Here is a 19,347-nt window from a genome sequence, read left to right on the forward strand (position 1 = left end):
GCAATACCCTAATTTGCTTTTTTTTGACATATAAATGTTCATTTGGTAACATTTTTTATATAACAACATTTATTTTAATATTAGGGGGATATATTAGTGAATAAATATCATTTAAGTTACTATACCGCATTACAAACTATTTTAGATTTATCTGGCCTCACTATCGATGATTTCGCAGATAAAGCAAATATATCTTCAAGTGTAATTCGACATGCCGATGAAGATTGGAATCCAAAATTTGATACAGTCGAAAGAATTTGCTCTGTAATAAATATATCAATTTCTAGCTTTTTTTTAATTGCAGAGCACAAACTAAGTATCAAAAATTCAGTTACGTTAAAATATGTTATCAAAAACAACTATATATCGGTAAAATTCTTAAATGAAAAACTACAAGAATTGAGATTAAACTCAAATATGTCTAGATCTCAATTGTCAAAAAAAACAGGTATTAATAAAGCTAATATTTGTAATAGAGAACATTCTAAAATTACAAATAAAATTCTCTGTTCTACCTTAGAAAAATATGCCTTAAGTTTTGGCTTAACTATGAGTGAATTATGTGAAATTTTAGAAAAAGATGCTTAAATTAGGAATTCTTTTTTATATATTCTATTAAATCGTCCAATTGCAAAGGTTTACTATAATAATAGCCTTGGATTAAATCACAACCAATTGAATACAAATAATCAACTTGAACTTTATCTTCTGCACCTTCAGTAATTACTCTTAAGCCTAATTCATTTGCTATTAATATAATAACTTTTGCAATTCCACCATTATCCTTTTCAGGATAATCCTTTATAAAGCTACGATCGATTTTTAATTTATCTATATCTAAATCTTTAAGAACACCTAAGGAAGAAAAACCTGTTCCAAAATCATCTAAAGCAATACTTAATCCTAATGACTTAATTTCATTTAATTTTTTATTTAATTGGTTAGTATTTGATACAAAAACACTTTCTGTAATTTCAATTTCAAAATTATGTAAATCAACATCATTAAATTTAGATAATTCTAGTAGTTTTGATATTAAATTTTCATCATTAAATTGGATTGGTGAAATATTTATAGAGATTTTAAAACCTTCAGGTAATAAATGCTGAATCTTTTTATAATCTTTAAAAACTTTATTAATTAACCAATATCCTAATTCAATAATAAATCCTGTTTTTTCAGCAATTGGAATAAATAAATAAGGAGAAATATTACCTAATTCCATATTATTCCATCTAAGAAGAGCTTCAGCTCCTACAATTGAAGAAGAAGAAATATCAACTTGTGGTTGGTAATTTATGCTTAACTCATTTCTTTGAATTGATTTACGTAATAATAAATTCATATGCAATTCATTTTTTACGCTTTCTTCAAGCTTTACATTAGAAAAAATATAATCCTTAGTTTTTTCAAATTTTGCAGCTTCTAGTGCAATTGTTGCACTTCTCATAAGCCCTTTTGGATCTTGACTATCGATTGGGAATAAAGCAACACCACCCTTAATATCATAATAATGGCTATGTTGTAATTCATTTTGATTTTCTTTTATGTTTTGGAAGTTAATGCTAACCTTTCTTTATCTTGGTTTCTAAAGTGAACTATTGCTATAAACAAAACAATAAAAGCCATGCTTATTAATAGAATGCTTATTTCAATTAACGATAAATTAAATATAACTCGATTTTCAAATACTGCTATAGAATTTAAATCAAATGAATTGATTATATACCATAAATCCTCTTGAATTTTTGTAAAATTACTATTTTCACTTGGATTAATTTCTTTGTAAGTATATATTTTATCATTTTGAATATAATATGAATTATCACCTTTTTTAATTTTTTCCCAAAATTCTGGTAATTCATCTTTTATATTATACTGTGGTTTTGTTTCAAACATAAAAGAAAAAGTTTTATCAAAATCTTCATTATATAAATAATAACCATCATTGTTAACTAAATTAAAAGAAATAAAATCATATTCTGTATCTGAGAAGTTTTCACTTAAAACATTTAAAATATCTTGGCCTAAATAATTAATTACAAGAGAACCTTGCCTCTCTTTTTTATCGTTAAAAACTGGAGTAACAACTCTTATAATAGGTTTGTATGGAACTTCAATTTCATGATTCTCAACATTTAAATCCATTTTTGAAATAAAAAACTGATTATTATCTAAAGTTGCAGGTATTTTAAAATAATCTTTTTCAGATTTATTTTGTAGATTCTCTGAATCAACAATTTGAATACCAGATTTCGTATTATTAACTCTGATAATTTCATTACCATCATTATCTAACATACGAATCTGATCAAAATTACCTTTATTTGTAAGCATTCGATAAAACATTTGTTCTGCTTCATATCGATTTTTTACATCAGGATTATTTAAATAATTTTCCATTTCGTTAGAATTTTTTATTACGAATAAATCTTGAAGTAAATTATCATAAATATCCTTAATAATATATTCTACTGTCTGGGTATGCTGTGATTCTTCACCTATGACCAATTCTATTGCGTTGTTTAATTCAAATTGATATAGGTAATCAAATAAAGTAATATACAAGAATGTAAAAGGGATTAAAATAATTAATGAAATTTTTAAAATCGAAAAAAAATCTCTTTTCATAATACGTCTTGTATTTTTCTTATTTTTTTCTTCACTCATATAATAATAATTTAAACTATTTCAACTAAAAAAAACAGTAAAATTTATAACAAATTTTTTACATTTGTAATATTAAATGTTATTAAAACAAAAAACGCTAAAAATCTTTAATGATTTATAGCGTTTTTGATGTTTTAAAAAATTGTTATTTAAAAAATATCTTTATAATTTGTTGATACTGATGTATATTCTTCTTCCATTTCTAAAAGCTTACTTAACTCTTGAGGTACAGGAATTTTTTTATCAATTAATGGTTCTACAATAGTTTCAAATTTTGCGGGATGAGCAGTAGATACAAGAATTGAAGGTTGATTTTTATAATGATCTTCATAAACTTTTTTAGCACAAGCTGTATGAGGACATATTATATAGGAAGTATCTTCATAAGTTTTTTTAATTGTTTCTTTTATTTCTGCATCACTTACACTATATGATTTTACAAACTGTCTAAACAAATCAATATCACCATAAAGATTTAATAATCTTTCCATATTACTTGGAGAACCAACATCCATCGCATTAGCTAAAGTTTTAACACTTGCTCTTGGATTATAAACACCAGATTCTAAATAGTCAGGAATTGTTTTATTTGCATTAACGGCTAATACTATTGATTCAATTGGAACACCTGTTGTAAAAGCCCAATAAGCAGCACAACTATTTCCAACATTACCACTTGGTATAATAATATTTGGATTAACTCCATACATTGATTTAAATAAATGGCTAGCATAAACATAATAAACACTTTGAGGTAAAAGACGACCTAAATTAATAGAATTAGCACTAGTTAAACCCCATTTTTCACTTAATTCTTTATCCATAAATGCATCTTTGACCATTTTCTGACAATCATCAAAAGAACCATCTACTTCATAAGCTTGAATATTACCTTTTAATACTGTTAATTGCTTTTTTTGTCTTTCACTAACACGATCTTTAGGAAATAATACTTTAACTTTTATTCCTTCTTTATTATGGAAAGCGGATGCAACTGCACCCCCAGTATCTCCACTAGTAGCAACTAAAATTGTTAACTCTTTTTGAGTTTTTTTAATAATAGTTTCTAAAGAAGATGCTAAAAATCTTGCTCCAAAATCTTTAAATGCCGCAGTTGGTCCATGAAATAGCTCTAAAACGCTTAATTGATCAGCTAATTGCACTAAAGGCACATTAAAATTAAAAGCATTCATACAAATTTCTGCTAATTCATTAATACTTATTAATTTATCCTTTTCAAAATATGGGGCTAAAACTTCAAAGGCCATTTCTGGATATGAAGATATTTCCCCAACATTCAGATTTACAAGTGATGGGAATTTTTCAGGTACATATAACCCCCCATCTTCAGCTAACCCCTTAAGAATAGCTTCTCCAGCAGTAATTTTCTTTGAAAGACCTCTTGTTGAAACAAAATCCATTATTTACTCCTTATACCCTTGCACCTAAATATGCAGACAATCTTAATATATCTGAGAATACACCAGCAGCTGTTACTTCTCTACCAGCTCCAGGACCTTTTATAACTAAAGGTTGAGTTGAATATCTCTCAGTAGTGAAACAAATTACATTATCAGTACCACTAGCTTGAGAGAATGGATGATTCATTGGATATCCTTGTAATTTAACACTACATTTACCATTTTCATCAACACTTCCAACATAACATAATCTCATGTTTTCTTTTTTAGCATTTTCAAATTTTTCTAACATTGGTTTATCTAATTCATCAAGTTTACTCATAAATTGCTCAACAGGTAATTGGGCTAATTCACTTGGAACTAAACTTTCAATTGGAACATCACTTACTTCAACTTTATAACCTAATTCTCTTGCTAAAATAACAGTTTTTCTTGCTACATCCATTCCTGATAAATCATCTCTTGGATCAGGTTCAGTATATCCCATTTCTTTAGCGTTTTTGACTAATTCACTAAATTGAACACTTCCATCATAATTATTAAATAACCAAGCTAGTGTACCAGAGACAATACCTTCAATAGATTTTACTGTATCTCCAGTTTGAACTAAATCTTTTAATGTTTTTATAACAGGTAAGCCAGCACCTACAGTTGTTTCATAATAGAATCGTCTACCTGTTGTTAAGCAAGTTTCAAATAACTGATTATAATATTCAATATTTGCTGTTCCTGCTTTTTTATTTGGAGTTACAATATGCATTCCATTGTTCATCCAATTAATATATTGTTTTGCTAATTCAACGCTAGAAGAACAATCTACAATAGCTCTATGAGGGAAATAGGTAGCACCAACATGTCTTGCAAATTTCTCCATATCTAGAGCAACACTATTATTTTTAAAATCTTCTCTCCAGGTATTGAGATCAATTCCATCTTCATCTAAAAGCATGAAACGACTACTAGCGATACCTCTAATTCTTAAATCAATTCCAAATTTCTCATATAAAATTGTAGTTTCTTTTGCAATTTGATCTAAAAGAGTACCACCAATGTTACCTGGACCTATTAAACCGATTGATAAAGCTTGTTTTGATAAGAAGAAAGCTGCGTGTAAAGCTCTTAGAGCCCTAATACTATCACCACTTTCTATAACTGCACTAATATTTCTTTCACTTGCTCCTTGAGCAATTGCTTTAACATTAACATTAGCTTTACCTAAAGAACTAAAGAATTTACCAGCTACACCTTTTTTACCAGCCATATTATTACCTACTGCAGCAATAACAGCTAAGTTTTTAACGCAATCAATTAAGTTTACAATATCTTCTCTTAATTCTTCATTAAAGTTTATACTAATGGCTTCTATAGCCCTATCTGCTTGATTTTCTGGTACTGCAAGAGAAATTGAATATTCTGATGATGCTTGAGAATATAAAATTACAGAAACTCCAGCATTTTTTAAAGCATCAAATACTTTAGAGGAAAAGCCAACTCTTCCACTTAACCCCGCACCTTCTATGTTTATTAAAGCAACATTATGAACAATAGAAAAACCTTTTACACTGTGTCCATTTAAATTATTTTCACAATTATTAATTAAAGTGCCTGGATCATCAAAATTTTTCCAACATCTTAATTTAACATTAATACCTTTAGATATTGCATAAACTAAAGCTTTAGAATTAATTAAAGAAGAACCAAAGAAAGATAATTCAGTTGCTTCACTGTAGCAGAGATTTCTAATAACAGTAGCACTTGGAACTTCTGAAATATTTGCTGTAGTTAATAAAGATTTAGAATTCCAGAATACTAAATTCTTAGTATTTAATTTAACAGCTAATTTTGAAGCAAATATTTCACCACTAAAACTTTCTTTTATTTTATGAACAGCCGGGGTAACAATTGAAAAATCAGGTAAATCTGAAGATTGCAGATTTTCTATTTCTTTTGAAGTAAAACATACAATTTTATCATTAGATTCTTCAATAATTACTCTAGCAAAATTCGCAATCCAATTACCAACAACATAATCAAAATAGCCTAAAGTACCATAGGAAACATCTCCTACTAACCAAACACTTCTTAATATATCTTCAATATCAACAAAATCTTGATCGATTAATTTGATTAAAGATTCTTTATTTTTACCTTTTACAATTTCTAATATAACATTATTTAAATATAATTTCTTTTCTTCTAGTTTTTCCCAAAGTTTGTCATCCTTACTTCGAGCTAAATCTAGTAATAATTTTGATTCAATTATTTTTTCTTTATCACTAGAAAGAACTAAAATTAATTTATTATTTATATTATCAGAACGTAAACTTAATAACTTTTTTCGACCTTCTTGGTCCAATAACATCTTTGCTTCTAATGCATGAATATTAATACTTTTCAAAAAAAACTCCTGTTTAAAATAATAAACTTTTTAGTGAACAAAACCTCTAATATATGAAAAAGAGCCCAAAGGGGCTCTTTCAATCTAGGTTGCGTCTAAACAAAAATTAAAGTTTATCGACTGCACCACTACGTAGGCAACGTGTACAAACTTTTAAAGTACGTGGAGTACCATTTACTGTTGTCTTAACAGAAACAAGATTAGGACGGAAAACACGTTTAGTTGTAACACCAATATGCTGACCTACACCACCATTCTTCTTTGCTTGACCTTTTCTGGTAACGTTGTTGCCTGCAACTGTTCCCTTTCCGCAAATTTCACATCTACGAGCCATACTATATCCACCTTATAAAAAATATTGATTATTAAAACGTTGTTGCTATCCAGAGAGCCTTGCACAAGAAAAAAACTTGTGAGCATTACGCAAGGTATTTTGAAAAGCGCAGTTCAACTCTAAGCAAATTAACAAATATAAAGGATTGTGTAAATACCTTTTTCAATGCTTATTGTAAAGTATTTGCATTTCCTTATATTTTTAACGCCCAAAATCAAAACAACGTGCATTTATTGTATTAAATAACTAAATCTTTTTCTATACTAATTTTAGTAATATTTTAATTAAATTGTTATTTTTTGGCGAAAATACTAGTTAAAATGATGAATTTTCAATAATATTAGCCCTATGAAATATAAATTAATAACTTTAAAATTAAATGACCAAGATTTAAAATACATAAAAACTATTAAACGCAGTCTATTTTCTATCTCAAATGATCCAAGTTTTAATATATTTCAATCTTTAGTTGTTTTAGGAAAAACAGATTTAAATAATCTAAATAATGTAGATATTCCATCAATTAATAGTAAATTAGTCTTTAATAATAATATTGAATCTAACAATAAATGCTCTTTTATTAGAAGTGAAAAAAATGAAGAACTTTATGATTTAATAAATCAGATTTGTCTTAATGAAGATATTAAAATATATTCAAAATATTTTAATTTATTACAGGAGTTTAATAATTTACCGATAATTCATCTTGGAAATTCAAATAACATAGCTAAAGAAATAAAAACGATAATCATAAAAGATTATCGCTTAGAACTTATTGAAATCAATATTAATGATAATTTTATATCATATAAAATTATTGATTCTTTACACCTTTCTTAGGACAAATATTATTTAAAAAACAAGTCTCACATTCAGGTTTTCTAGCATGGCAATATAATCTACCATGTAGATTCACTGTCATAGAAAATCTATATAAATATTTATCTTCTAATAAGGATCTAACTTTCATTTCAATTTTTGTTGGGTCCTTTTCCTCTACTACCCCTAATCTGTTTAATACTCTTTTAACATGAGTATCTACAATTACAGCACCTTTATTATAGATGTCTCCAATTACACAATTTGCAGTTTTTCTACCAACACCAGGAAGTTTTACTAATTGATCAATATCATCAGGGACTTCTTTATCTATTAATGCTTTTGCACAATTTATTATATTTTTAGCTTTAACCTTATAAAAACCTGTTGGTTTTATTATTTCACAAACTCTTTGATAATCTGCCATAGCTAAAGCCTTAGAATCTGGATATTCTCTAAATAAATCTTTTGTTACTATATTTACCATTCTATCTGTAGTTTGTGCAGATAAAATTACTGATATTAAAAACTGAAAAGGGTCTCTGTTATTTAAAAAAACTATTTCTTCTTTGGAATTTTTATCTAATAAATTATAAATCTCTAAAATATACTCTTTCTCATTCATATTATTAAAATACTATAAATTAATAATAAAGCAAACCATAAAAAATACTTCTACAAATACTTTAATATTTATAGAAGTAAATACCTTTTAAAAAGATTTCTATTGATTAATCAAATTATAGATTTCATCAATTGTTGGAAGTGATTTAATAACACCTTTTTTACTAGCTACTAATGAAGCAGCAGCATTAGCAAAAATTAATGTATCTTCTAATTTTTCTTCATCCAACTTATCTAAGCCATACTCTAAAACTTTATACATAGAGCTTCCCATAAAAGAGTCTCCAGCACCTGTTGTATCAACACACTTTACATCTAAGAAGGTTGGCTTACTTACTACAATATCTTTATAATAAGCTTTACTACCATCTTTTCCTAAAGTTAAAAAGATTAAATCAATATCATATTGTTTTCTAAATTCAACTATAGCCTGATCAAGATCTTTTATGCCTGTAAACCAACTTAATTCATTATCTGCAATTTTCAATACATTACAAACTTTAAAACCTTCATCAAAAGCAGCTTTTGCAGCACTCTCGCTATCCCATAGCATTTCTCTTAAATTTGGATCAAAAGATATTAGCATTTTATTTTCTTTTGCTATAGATATTGCTTTTAGTGTAGCGGCTTTACAAACTTCATTTGTCATAGATAGAGTTCCAAAATGGAATACATTAGCATTTCTAAAATATGAAGGACTAAATTCCTCTTCATTTAAATTTGCATCAGCACCATTTTTTCTATAAAAAGAAAAACTTCTATCCCCAAATTCATCATGATGTACAAAAGCGAGAGTTGTAGGTTCTTTATCACTTTTAATTAAGCCTGTAGTTTCAATATTAACATCTAATAAGGTTTTTTCTAATTGATTTCCAAATGCATCATTACCTACTTTACCTATAAAAGAAGTTTTTACCCCTAATTTATTTAGCATCGCTAAAAAATTACAAGGTGCCCCTCCAGGATTTGCTTCATAAAATGGATTACCATTTTCTGAAACACCACTTTGAATAAAATCAATTAATAATTCACCTAAAGCTACTACTTTTTTCATATTTCCTCCATTGTTTAAAAAGCCTCTCTAGCATTTTTAGTGACTAGAGAGACCAAATCATTATGGTAATCCAAATTTGGACTAATTACTTAATTCCTGATCTAACAGCACCTTCAACAATATATTTTTGGAAAATACTATAGATAATTATAACTGGTATACTAGCAATTGTTAATGCTGCCATAGTGTGATTAGTAAATATATGTTCTCTATCACTAAATATAGCATTAAGGGCTACTTGTATTGGCATCATTTTTTGCTTTGATAAAGCCATTACTGGCCATAAAAAGTCATTCCAAGATGCTAAGAAAGTTAATACACCTACAGTAACATAAATAGAGGAACTAGTTGGAATTACAACTTGGAAGAAAAATCTAAAAGAAGAAACTCCATCTATTTTACCTGCTTCAACTAACTCTCTAGGATAAGTGATAAAAGTTTGTCTAAATAAAAATATGTTCATAACATTTGCCACAAATGGTAAAATATAACCGGGTACTGTATTTAACAAATGCAAATTATGTACAACAAGATACATAGGTAAAATAATAGCTTCAATTGGAACAATCATCATTGCAATTATAAATACAAAGAAAATATTCTTACCAGGATAGTCATACATTGCAAGTGAATAACCAGCAAAACTATTAACAATTAACCCTAATAAAACCATTGTGCTTGCATAAAATAATGAATTAACAATATTTCTAAATACGTTGTAATAATCTAATAATTGAGTATATGAGATTAAAGATAAATTATGAGGTACAAATGCCATTATGGAATCCATATCCTTATAAATATTGGCCTCTGTTTTAAAAGATGAAACTATCATCCACTCAGTTGGTATTAAAAAGATTATTGCTAATAATGTAATACCAATGTAAAAAAATACTTTTGATGTTTTAATTTTAGTCTTCTTCATTTGGTAAAATCCTTTTAATAATTAGAGATACTACAATTAAGAAAATTGTAAAAACGACAGTTACAGCACTTGCATAACCGATATATCTATGTCTAAAACCTTCTTCATAAATAAATTGTAAAATTGTCATTGTACTATAATCGGGGCCACCGCCAGTCATAACCATAGGTTGAACTATTAATTTAAAAGCTTGTATTACGATAGTTATTAATTGATAAATCATAATAGCTTTTAAGCCAGGAATAGTTATATGGAAAAATTGTTGTATTTTATTAGCACCATCAATAGTTGCTGCTTCATACATGCTTTGATCTATATTTTTTAATCCTGCTAAAAAGATTAACATCTGATATCCACAACTAGAATATGCAGATATTACTACAATTGAGTTCATCGCTTGAGTTACACTAGTTAAAAAAGGTTGTTTAGATATACCAAATTGAGATAAAAATTCGTTAATTAAACCAGAAGTTGGATTTAACAAGCTAGACCATAAAATAGATACAACAACTAAAGATAAAATTGCTGGTGAAAAATATGCTACTCTATAAAATCCATTTCCTTTAAAATGTTTATTAATAATTAAGGCTAAACCTAAAGCAATTGCTAATTGCAAAGGAACTACTTTAATAACGAATTCACAAGTATTTATAAAGCTTTTTTGTAACTGTTCATCTTGTAAAATTCTTAAATAGTTTTGAAGTCCAATAAATTTTTGTTGACCAGGTTTTAATAAAAAGTAATCGGTAAAGCTATATGATACAGCGGAACCCATAGGCCAAATTATAAATAAAAATAATAATATCATTGCAGGTAATATAAACAAATATCCTACAATTATATCGTTTCTTTTATTCTTGCTTACCATAATAATCTCCCAAAGATATGCCGAGCCAAAAATTTGGCTCGACTATTTTTAATAATTAGAAACGATTATATTCGTTTTGAATTTTGTCCATTGCCTTGTTTACAATATCTTTAATTTCAGCTGGATCATCAGTTTTTGCTTGACCAATAGCTAAAATAACATCTTTTGACCATAATTCAGATAATACTGGATATCCTTTTGTAACTGGTCTAGCATGGTTAGTATTTGCAATTTCATAAGCCATTACAGACCAAGCTTCATTAGCTCTTGCATCATCAGAATTTACATCAATAACATCTAATGCATTCTTTCTTGCAGGAACAGCACCATTCATATCGTAATATAATCTTGCTGCATCATCGTCTGTTAATTTTTGTAATACATCTCCTACTGCTTTACCATATTCAGTACTTAAATCAACTGAACTACTACATACAAATGTCCAAGAACCTGATGGAGTATATAAACCATCATATGATTTATCAACTTTTGGATATCTTACAGTTGTATAATCAATATCTGGATAGTTAGCAGTCATTTCAGGAACAAACCAGAAACCTAAGATACACATAGCTGCTTTTCCTGTATAGAATGCTTTTTCTGGTTCAATTGGTACTACTAATCCTTCTTTAAAGAATTTACCAACATAAGTTAATGCATCAATGTTTTCTTGACTATTAAAATAACCATCAAGAGTTAATCCATCAGGAGCAATTAATGAACCACCATTTGCCCATAGTAATGGAGTTAAGAAATAAGTACCTGTTTCATAAGCACCTTTTGTTATATCACTTGTTAACCAGTGACAAACTACTTCCATGTTTTCAACTTCTGGTTTATTCATTGTAGCTGGATTAGTTTTTAAATCTTGAATAGCTCTAGCTAAATCAAGCATATTTTCCCATGTCCAATCTTCGTCTTGAGCTGGAATTAATGCTTTTTTATCTTCTGGTAAATATTTAATTATGTCTTTGTTTAAAGCAATTGCTACAGCACTATCTTGATAGCCAAGAGCATAGAATTCACCATTAAAAGTACCTTGTTGAATAATACTTGGTGTAAATCCATCAATAAATGATTGTGGAACAACACTTTCAACAGGTTGGATAACACCTGAATCAGCATAAGATGCAACATCTGGTCCATCTAATGTAAAGATTTGTGGCATATTACCTGAAGTTAATGCAGCATTCAATTTATCAATATAACCTGAACCAGCACCAGCTCTTGTTATATTTTGAACTTCTACTTGATATCCATCCGGATGAGCAGCATTATATTCATCAATAACTTTTTGGAACATCTGACCTTCTCTTGAATCAGCAGAAGCTTGTGTCCATACCTCAATCACTTTTGAATCTTGACTTTCATTATTACCATTGGCAAATACTGAAAAACTTACAATAAATAACAAAACAGAAAATACAGTTATTAATTTTCTCATTGAAGACCTCCTAAAAAATCTTTTTAATTTGTAATTTTTCTAAATCCTACAACGGAAATTACAAATGCGCAAGTAAAATTTTCAAAAAATCATATTAAATAATCATAATAATCATCGTTTGATTAAATTAAATGATTTTTTGTGATTATTTTCTTGACTTTTGATAATTCATAACTTATTGTAAATAATCATGAATGATTTTGAATTAAGTTTAAGACAACAACAAATATTAGATGCAATAAAAGATAATCCAAATATAAAAGTTAATGAAATAAGTGAAATAACAAAAGCTGCTCCTGCTACAGTAAGAAGAGATTTAAATAAACTCTCTGAATTAGATTTCATTACAAAAAGCTATGGGAAATTATCTTTAGTTAATCCTGTAGATAAAAGATTGAGAGAAACTTCAGATAGATTTAATGAAGACCAAATATCTCTTATTAAATCAACTGAAAAACAAATACACTCCGGACATGTTGTATTATTAAATTACAGTGATTTTAACTGCCAACTTGTTGATGAATTACTTATAAAGCAAAAATTTGCAACTATTGTTACAAATTCTTTAGATATATTTGAAAGGACAAAAGATTCTGCAACTATTAATAATATTTTGCTTGCAGGATTATATAACAAAGAAACAAAAACTTTTTCTGGAACTACTACCTACTCTATTCTATCAACACTTAGAGCTGATTGCTTTATAATGCACCCCTCTGGAATTGATTTTGATTTAGGATTCTTAGCAGAACCCACAGAAGATTTACAATTATTACAACAAATGCTTAATGTTGCTAGAAAAGTTATACTTTATATTGATGAGTCTTGTATTAAGAAAACTTCAGGACTATTAGTTTCAGGCTTCAATTTAGTAAATACTGTTGTAGTCAATAAACAAGTTTATGAAGAATACAAAAATGAACTTAATCTTTATGATTTTAATATAATTATCGCTGAATAAAATCACAATACTTTATATATATATTTTTTATACTAGGAGTTTTTATTATGAAAACATCATACCCCCATTTTCATTACAGACCGCAAAAAAACTGGATTAACGACCCAAATGGCACAATTTATCACAATGGATTTTATCATATTTTTTATCAATATAATCCAACTTCTGATTGTTGGGGCAACCTTCATTGGGGCCACACAAGAACAAAAGATTTTATAAATTATGAAGTTTTAAATGATAATTTATACCCACAACATGAATTAAATGAAATGGATTGTTACTCTGGTTGTATTGCAATCAATAAAGACAATAAACCTGTTGCAATATATACTAGCGTTGCATTCGATGGAGAAAATGTTGCTAACATACAAAAAGCTGTTTTTCTTGATGATAAGTTAGAACATTTTGAAAAAGAGAGAATAGATGCTATCACTAAAGATATGAAAGACCTTCCACCACTAAGAAATGACTGGAGAGATCCTTATGTATTTAGTGCCGATGGTAGATACTTCTTAGTATTAGGAGCTGCTGTTGGCAATTATCAAAGTCCTGCTATTTTATTATTTGAAAGTCCTGATGGTAGCTTAACTAATTGGAAATATATTAAGGAATTAATTAGTTTTAAACCAATTATTGAATTACTTGAATGTCCAAACTTTTTTAAACTTGAAGATAAATGGGTACTCCTTGGATCTCCTTATAAGGAAGTTGAATATTATGTTGGTACATTTGATACCACTTCATTAGATTTTAAAGTAGAAAAATATGGATTGATTGATCACTGTGCACAATATTATGCTACAAATACTATTCAAGATGATAAAGATAGAACTATTATTTTTGCATTCGAAAGAGGTTTTAGTAAAGATCAAGGCTGGAACAATGTCATATCAATTCCAAGAGAACTTTCATTAAATAAAAATAATGAAATTATTCAAAAGCCAATTGATGAAATTAATAATTTAAGAAATCAAAAAATTATTGAAGATACAACCTTTAATCTTGATTCAATAAAACAATTTGAAGATGATAAACTCGTTCAAAGTGAAGTGAATTTCAAAATACAATTAGAAGATGATTTAAAAACTAATTTAATATTTAGAAGTGGTAAACATGGAGTTTGTCAAATATTATTCTCAACCACTGGCGTTAAATTTGATAATATATTTATCCCATTTAAGAAACAAAATTCAATTGATGTAAAATTATTAATAGACCATAGTGTTATAGAATTATATCTTGATAACGGTAAACACTGTGCGACTAGAATAATTGAAGCTATAAAAGATTTATGCCTTTTAGAATTTAGAGGAAATGGAAAAATTGAAAATTTAGTTGCATATGAAATGCAAGACTTAAATATTATTGAAAACTAAAAAAAGATTTTTATATAAAAAAACTTATGTATTTTAATGTTATATACATTTTTTATACATAAGTTTTTTTTGTTATTTTTTATTTTACTTCAAACATAGCATAAACAGGATAATGGTCTGAAATGCCTTTTGATAATACTAATCTTGGGCTTGTTGCCATAATTGGAGAGATAAAGCTGTTATGCATTATTTTATCTAAGCTTTCAACTAAATAATATTCCTCACTTATTGAAGAACATGGGAAAGTTAATGGAGCTTCTAAATGTAAAGTCCTAAAAACTTCTACAAAATCAGTTTTTTCACTTATTATTTTTGTAGGATGAAATGGATCATTAAAATCACCACAAACTATTGCACCTTCACCCTTTTTAACTAGAGTTAATAAATTATCACCTATCATACTAGCTTCATCTTGTCTGTAGTTTCTTGAAGTTGCAACTTCATCAGCATTACCTTGATGTGTTAAATGAGCTGTTGAAATAAATAAAGTCTTATCACTGCCTTTTATCTTTACTCTAAGATAGAATAGCCCTCTATTTACTTCTGGCATATTTAAATCAATTCTGCCATGTTCTACTTCTTCAAATAAATCATTTCTATAATAGATGTTTGATTCTTCTTGCCATCCAATAAAAGAATCCTCTACTCTACTATATTTCTCTAATTGTGAATCTAATAAATCACGTGTTTCTTTACGTATTTCTTGTATGCATAAAAAATCTGGTTTATTAATTGAAAAAAATTTAATTATGGAATCTTTTCTTTCTTCAATTTTTTCTGTATTCCATAAATTTGATGTCATTATTGAAAATCTACAATTCATTTCAATGCCTCTGGAAATTCATTTTCTATTTTATCTAAATAATCTAAAACTAATACCTGTACCCAAGCTATATTAATTGCATAGTGACCACAAATATTGTTTTCATTATTAAAATAATCCCATTTAGTATGATTTATTTGTTCCGGAAGCCAACCCAAAAAGTCTTCACCTCTTTCTAATAAATCATTTGGATTTGATATCAATTGTAAACATCCATTTATCATATACTTAGCTAAATTATAATACACTTCTTCATTACAAATTTTATGTAATTGTAAAAAATCATAAGCTATCATCATGCCATAATAATCTAAATGTTGATTTGCAATTGAAACACTAGTTAAACCTAAAGTCTTAAAATCTCTTTTTCCTAAAGGAGTTTTCTTATCAAAAATAATATTATCTAATTGAACCCATGTAATAATAAATTGGGCACATTTTTTACATAAATTTAAATAATATTCTGTATTAAATCCTTCAATTTCATATAATGATAAAAAGCTTTTTAGTAAAATCTGCCCAGCTTCTTTATCACAAGAATCAGCATCTAAGGTATCACCAAAGAAATTGTTTGATTCTATAAGAGATGAATAATAATTAGCAGCTTTTTTTATTGGATTTAATAAAGCTTTTCTCTTAGTTTGTTTATAGTAATTAATTAAAAAGAGAAAAATGTAAGCTCCATTTGTACCTTTTTTATCTAAAACTGTACCATCTTTTGTCCACCATCTTCCAAAATTACCATCTTCTAATTGGTGATTAATATAAAAAGAAATCACATTATCAATCAATTTAAAGTATTTTTGCTTATGATCAATATCACTGGTATTTGCAAGTGCTAAATATGAGAGTAGAGCCTCACCATTTGTTCTTGAGTTGATAAAATATCTAAAAGCATCATTTTCACCAATACCTAAATAACCACCCCAAATATTTTTATCTAAACTTTGGCAATCTCTAAAAATACCCTCTTGTTGCTCAGCTTGTAAAAAATAATCACCGATTTTATAAGATAAATCTTTATAACTATTATTCTCTAAAACTTTATTTTCTTCTTTTTCTAAGATCTCTTTAACTTCTTTTGATGCACTTCTTTTTATTTTTTCGACATCAATTGAACTAAAAATACTTGCACCTTCTACGCTTTTTACTAAAAAAGAAGCGCTTGTAAAATTATATACTTTTTGAAAAGGATCATTTCCTTTACCCATTTTTATAAAACAAGAATCATCTTTTTTCTCAACTAAAAATAATAAATGTCTAAGCAAAAGTGCCTTATAATCTTTTAAAGCTACTTTAGAATTTAAATTAATTTTATCAATAAATATTTTTGAAAAGTCAAAGTAATTTTCTAATTCATCACAATTTTTTGCATCTGAATAATAAATAAAATACTTTTGCTCAATCTCTTGCCCCTCATTAAGGTATAGAAATTGATTTTCATCCTTAAAAACAGTCTTATGTAAATTATTTTTACCTAAATATGAGTAAGGATATTCAACGGATGGCATGATAAATTTTATATTATCATATTCCCAAGCTGTTGATACTTTAATATTATTTGCACTATGTGATGCAATAATACATCCATTATCATTAAAGATTTCAATACACCCAGGAATTGGCATCCTTGTTTCATCAAAAGACCAATATTGATTTTCTTCAGTAATTCTCGGGAAATCCCCTTTACCTTGAATATTTTTTTTGTACATCAAAGTTGGAATAAAAATATCATAATTATTTATCGTATGATTTAGATTAAATTCTAAAAAATAATAATCAGAATCTTTTATTACAATAGATCTATTTACTACGACATATTTTTTGTTATATTCAAATTTATCTTTGATAATTAATTTTTCAAAATCTTGGATTAATTGATCTTTACTATCTTCAATAATATTTAATGTTAATTCTTTATTTTTTGTTTTAACGTTTGTTGATAATTCTATAGCTTTATTATTAATGAATAAAGAATAAGACATAACTACCCCTTTATTCCTGACATTGCAATTCCTTCAACAATCTTTTTTCTAAAGATCAAATAGAAAATAAACTGAGGAACAGAAGCTATAACAGCTCCAGATAATATGAGTGCATATTGTGTTCCATGAGTTCCTTGGAAGTTTGCAATTCCAACTGTAATTGTATATTTTTCTGTATCATTAATTGCAATTAATGGCCATAAGAAGTCATTCCAACAATTTATAAATGATAAAATTGTAACTGTTGCTAAAGCAGATGAACCTAATGGTAAAATTATGGATTTAAATATTTTAAATCTAGAAGCACCATCTATAAAAGCCGATTCTTCTAAAGCATTAGGGATTCCTTCAAAAAATTGCTTTAAGATAAAAATACCAATAGGTAAAGAAACTCTAGGCAAAACAACAGACATCAAATTATTTATTAAGTGATAACTATTGAATTGTAAATATAGAGGTATTACCAATACTTGGAAAGGAACCATCATACCTGCCATAACCATCCAGAACAATATATTTTTCCCTTTAAAATTAATCTTTGCAAAAGCATAAGCAATTGGAGCATCAACTATTAAAGTTAAAACCATAGTCATAAATGAAACAAATAAACTATTAAGTAACCATCTTAAAATATATGTTGAAGTAAAAGCCTTGTAATAGTTTATTATTGTTGGATTAGTTGGCCAAAAATGGAATTCTTTAGCTACTAATTCTTCTTCAATATGTAATGATGTAATTACCATCCAAAGGAGGGGAAAAACCCACAATGCTAAAATTAAAATTTCAATAATTCTTAAAATTATTTTTTTAGTATTTTTTTTAGTAGTCATTCTTTCCTCCAAGTTTACTTAAAGTTACAGAACAAATCATTATTACAAAGAAAAGAATATAACTCATAGCAGCTGAATATCCCATTTTAAAATATTGGAAACCTGTTTCATAGATATATTGAATTAATACTCTAGTTGATCCATAAGGACCCCCACCAGTCATAACAAATACCTGACCAAATACATTAAAAGAAGCTATAACTTGTAAAATAAGACAAAGCGCAATTGTAGGTTTAAGTAAAGGGAATGTAATACTTTTTACTTTTTGAAAATAAGTTGCTCCATCAATTTCAGCAGATTCATAAACTTCTTTTGAAATTTGTCTTATTCCAGCTGACATTAATATCATATTAAAGCCTGCAGTCCACCAGAATGTTGCAATACAAACTGACCACATAGCCCAAGATGGATCAGTTAACCAACCAATTGGCTGAATATTAAAAACACCTAATAAATGGTTAATTAAGCCATATTGTTTTTGAAATAACCATGCCCATAAAGTTGAAACAACTGTCATTGAGAAAATATATGGAATAAAAAATACATTCTCACCTAAGCTTTTAAAAGGCGATTTTGAATTAACAAACAAGGCCATAATAAAACCAATTACAAGCAAAACTGGAGTTGTAATTACTACAAACTCTAAAGTATGTCCTAATGAAGAATAAAAAGTTTTATCCTTAAATAGTTTTATATAATTTCCCAAACCTAGAAATTTCTTAGTTGATAAAATATCCCATTTAAAAAAACTAATGTAAAATCCATTTAGCAATGGGTAAATCATAAATAAAACAAAAATTATTAAAAAAGGGAGA

General features: G+C 27.4%; 18 protein-coding genes. 4 read left to right on the plus strand and 14 right to left on the minus strand.

Annotation, left to right across the window (positions count from 1 at the left end; all coding sequences use genetic code 11):
* Nucleotides 1–96 precede the first annotated feature (96 nt).
* Nucleotides 97–588 carry a helix-turn-helix transcriptional regulator gene (locus tag ACZ5RS_RS10920; RefSeq protein WP_464635342.1) on the plus strand — a complete coding sequence of 164 codons (492 nt, stop codon included), beginning with the start codon at nt 97–99 and terminating at the stop codon, nt 586–588.
* Nucleotide 589: 1 nt separating this feature from the next.
* Here ACZ5RS_RS10920 and ACZ5RS_RS10925 read toward each other — a convergent pair whose 3' ends face one another.
* From ACZ5RS_RS10925 to rpmB, 5 genes are all read right to left on the minus strand, one after another.
* On the minus strand, nt 590–1,450 hold the full coding sequence (locus ACZ5RS_RS10925; RefSeq protein WP_464635344.1) for a putative bifunctional diguanylate cyclase/phosphodiesterase: 861 nt from the start codon (nt 1,448–1,450) through the stop codon (nt 590–592).
* A gap of 95 nt (nt 1,451–1,545) precedes the next feature.
* On the minus strand, nt 1,546–2,670 hold the full coding sequence (locus ACZ5RS_RS10930) for a cache domain-containing protein (protein ID WP_464635345.1): 1,125 nt from the start codon (nt 2,668–2,670) through the stop codon (nt 1,546–1,548).
* Between the two features lie 149 nt (nt 2,671–2,819).
* A complete protein-coding gene (gene thrC, locus ACZ5RS_RS10935) occupies nt 2,820–4,091 on the minus strand; it encodes a threonine synthase (protein WP_464635347.1) in 1,272 nt (423 codons plus the stop codon).
* 10 nt (nt 4,092–4,101) lie between these two features.
* Nucleotides 4,102–6,489 carry a bifunctional aspartate kinase/homoserine dehydrogenase I gene (gene thrA, locus ACZ5RS_RS10940; protein ID WP_464635349.1) on the minus strand — a complete coding sequence of 796 codons (2,388 nt, stop codon included), beginning with the start codon at nt 6,487–6,489 and terminating at the stop codon, nt 4,102–4,104.
* Nucleotides 6,490–6,595: 106 nt separating this feature from the next.
* The gene (rpmB, locus tag ACZ5RS_RS10945; RefSeq protein ID WP_464635351.1) at nt 6,596–6,823 is read right to left on the minus strand and encodes a 50S ribosomal protein L28; all 228 of its coding nucleotides are present in this window, start codon (nt 6,821–6,823) and stop codon (nt 6,596–6,598) included.
* Between the two features lie 348 nt (nt 6,824–7,171).
* Here rpmB and ACZ5RS_RS10950 point away from each other — a divergent pair, with 348 nt between their 5' ends.
* The gene (locus tag ACZ5RS_RS10950; RefSeq protein ID WP_464635353.1) at nt 7,172–7,663 is read left to right on the plus strand and encodes a hypothetical protein; all 492 of its coding nucleotides are present in this window, start codon (nt 7,172–7,174) and stop codon (nt 7,661–7,663) included.
* Here ACZ5RS_RS10950 and ACZ5RS_RS10955 read toward each other — a convergent pair.
* From ACZ5RS_RS10955 to ACZ5RS_RS10975, 5 genes are all read right to left on the minus strand, one after another.
* Nucleotides 7,638–8,267, minus strand: coding sequence for an endonuclease III domain-containing protein (locus ACZ5RS_RS10955; RefSeq protein ID WP_464635355.1), 630 nt, complete (start codon nt 8,265–8,267; stop codon nt 7,638–7,640). The two genes, ACZ5RS_RS10950 and ACZ5RS_RS10955, sit on opposite strands and share 26 nt — an antisense overlap.
* Before the next feature lie 99 nt (nt 8,268–8,366).
* Entirely contained in the window at nt 8,367–9,320 is a 954-nt protein-coding gene (locus tag ACZ5RS_RS10960; protein ID WP_464635357.1) for a carbohydrate kinase family protein, read from the minus strand.
* 85 nt (nt 9,321–9,405) lie between these two features.
* Nucleotides 9,406–10,245: a carbohydrate ABC transporter permease gene (locus tag ACZ5RS_RS10965; RefSeq protein WP_464635359.1), complete on the minus strand. Its 840-nt coding sequence runs from the start codon at nt 10,243–10,245 to the stop codon at nt 9,406–9,408.
* Nucleotides 10,232–11,113, minus strand: a complete 882-nt coding sequence (locus tag ACZ5RS_RS10970; RefSeq protein ID WP_464635361.1) for a carbohydrate ABC transporter permease — start codon at nt 11,111–11,113, stop codon at nt 10,232–10,234. The genes ACZ5RS_RS10965 and ACZ5RS_RS10970 overlap by 14 nt, the downstream gene beginning before the upstream one ends.
* 55 nt (nt 11,114–11,168) lie before the next feature.
* The gene (locus tag ACZ5RS_RS10975; RefSeq protein ID WP_464635363.1) at nt 11,169–12,557 is read right to left on the minus strand and encodes an ABC transporter substrate-binding protein; all 1,389 of its coding nucleotides are present in this window, start codon (nt 12,555–12,557) and stop codon (nt 11,169–11,171) included.
* 190 nt (nt 12,558–12,747) lie between these two features.
* On the opposite strand from ACZ5RS_RS10975, the gene ACZ5RS_RS10980 reads away from it, so the two are divergent.
* Together ACZ5RS_RS10980 and ACZ5RS_RS10985 are read left to right on the plus strand one after the other, a co-directional pair.
* Nucleotides 12,748–13,518 carry a DeoR family transcriptional regulator gene (locus tag ACZ5RS_RS10980; protein ID WP_464635365.1) on the plus strand — a complete coding sequence of 257 codons (771 nt, stop codon included), beginning with the start codon at nt 12,748–12,750 and terminating at the stop codon, nt 13,516–13,518.
* A gap of 47 nt (nt 13,519–13,565) precedes the next feature.
* The gene (locus ACZ5RS_RS10985; protein ID WP_464635367.1) at nt 13,566–14,894 is read left to right on the plus strand and encodes a glycoside hydrolase family 32 protein; all 1,329 of its coding nucleotides are present in this window, start codon (nt 13,566–13,568) and stop codon (nt 14,892–14,894) included.
* A 79-nt stretch (nt 14,895–14,973) separates the two neighbouring features.
* On the opposite strand, the gene ACZ5RS_RS10990 is transcribed toward ACZ5RS_RS10985, so the two are convergent.
* From ACZ5RS_RS10990 to ACZ5RS_RS11005, 4 genes are read right to left on the minus strand one after another with little or no spacing between them, the layout of a single operon-like run.
* Nucleotides 14,974–15,717: an endonuclease/exonuclease/phosphatase family protein gene (locus ACZ5RS_RS10990; RefSeq protein WP_464635369.1), complete on the minus strand. Its 744-nt coding sequence runs from the start codon at nt 15,715–15,717 to the stop codon at nt 14,974–14,976.
* A complete protein-coding gene (locus ACZ5RS_RS10995; protein WP_464635370.1) occupies nt 15,714–17,702 on the minus strand; it encodes a hypothetical protein in 1,989 nt (662 codons plus the stop codon). Before ACZ5RS_RS10995 ends, ACZ5RS_RS10990 begins: the two co-directional genes overlap by 4 nt.
* Before the next feature lie 2 nt (nt 17,703–17,704).
* Complete coding sequence (locus ACZ5RS_RS11000) at nt 17,705–18,532, minus strand: carbohydrate ABC transporter permease (protein ID WP_464635372.1); 828 nt, start codon at nt 18,530–18,532, stop codon at nt 17,705–17,707.
* Nucleotides 18,522–19,316 (minus strand): carbohydrate ABC transporter permease, encoded by a 795-nt coding sequence (locus ACZ5RS_RS11005; RefSeq protein ID WP_464635374.1) that lies wholly within the window; start codon nt 19,314–19,316, stop codon nt 18,522–18,524. Before ACZ5RS_RS11005 ends, ACZ5RS_RS11000 begins: the two co-directional genes overlap by 11 nt.
* Nucleotides 19,317–19,347: the final 31 nt, after the last annotated feature.

Source organism: Pleomorphochaeta caudata, from assembly GCF_055395745.1.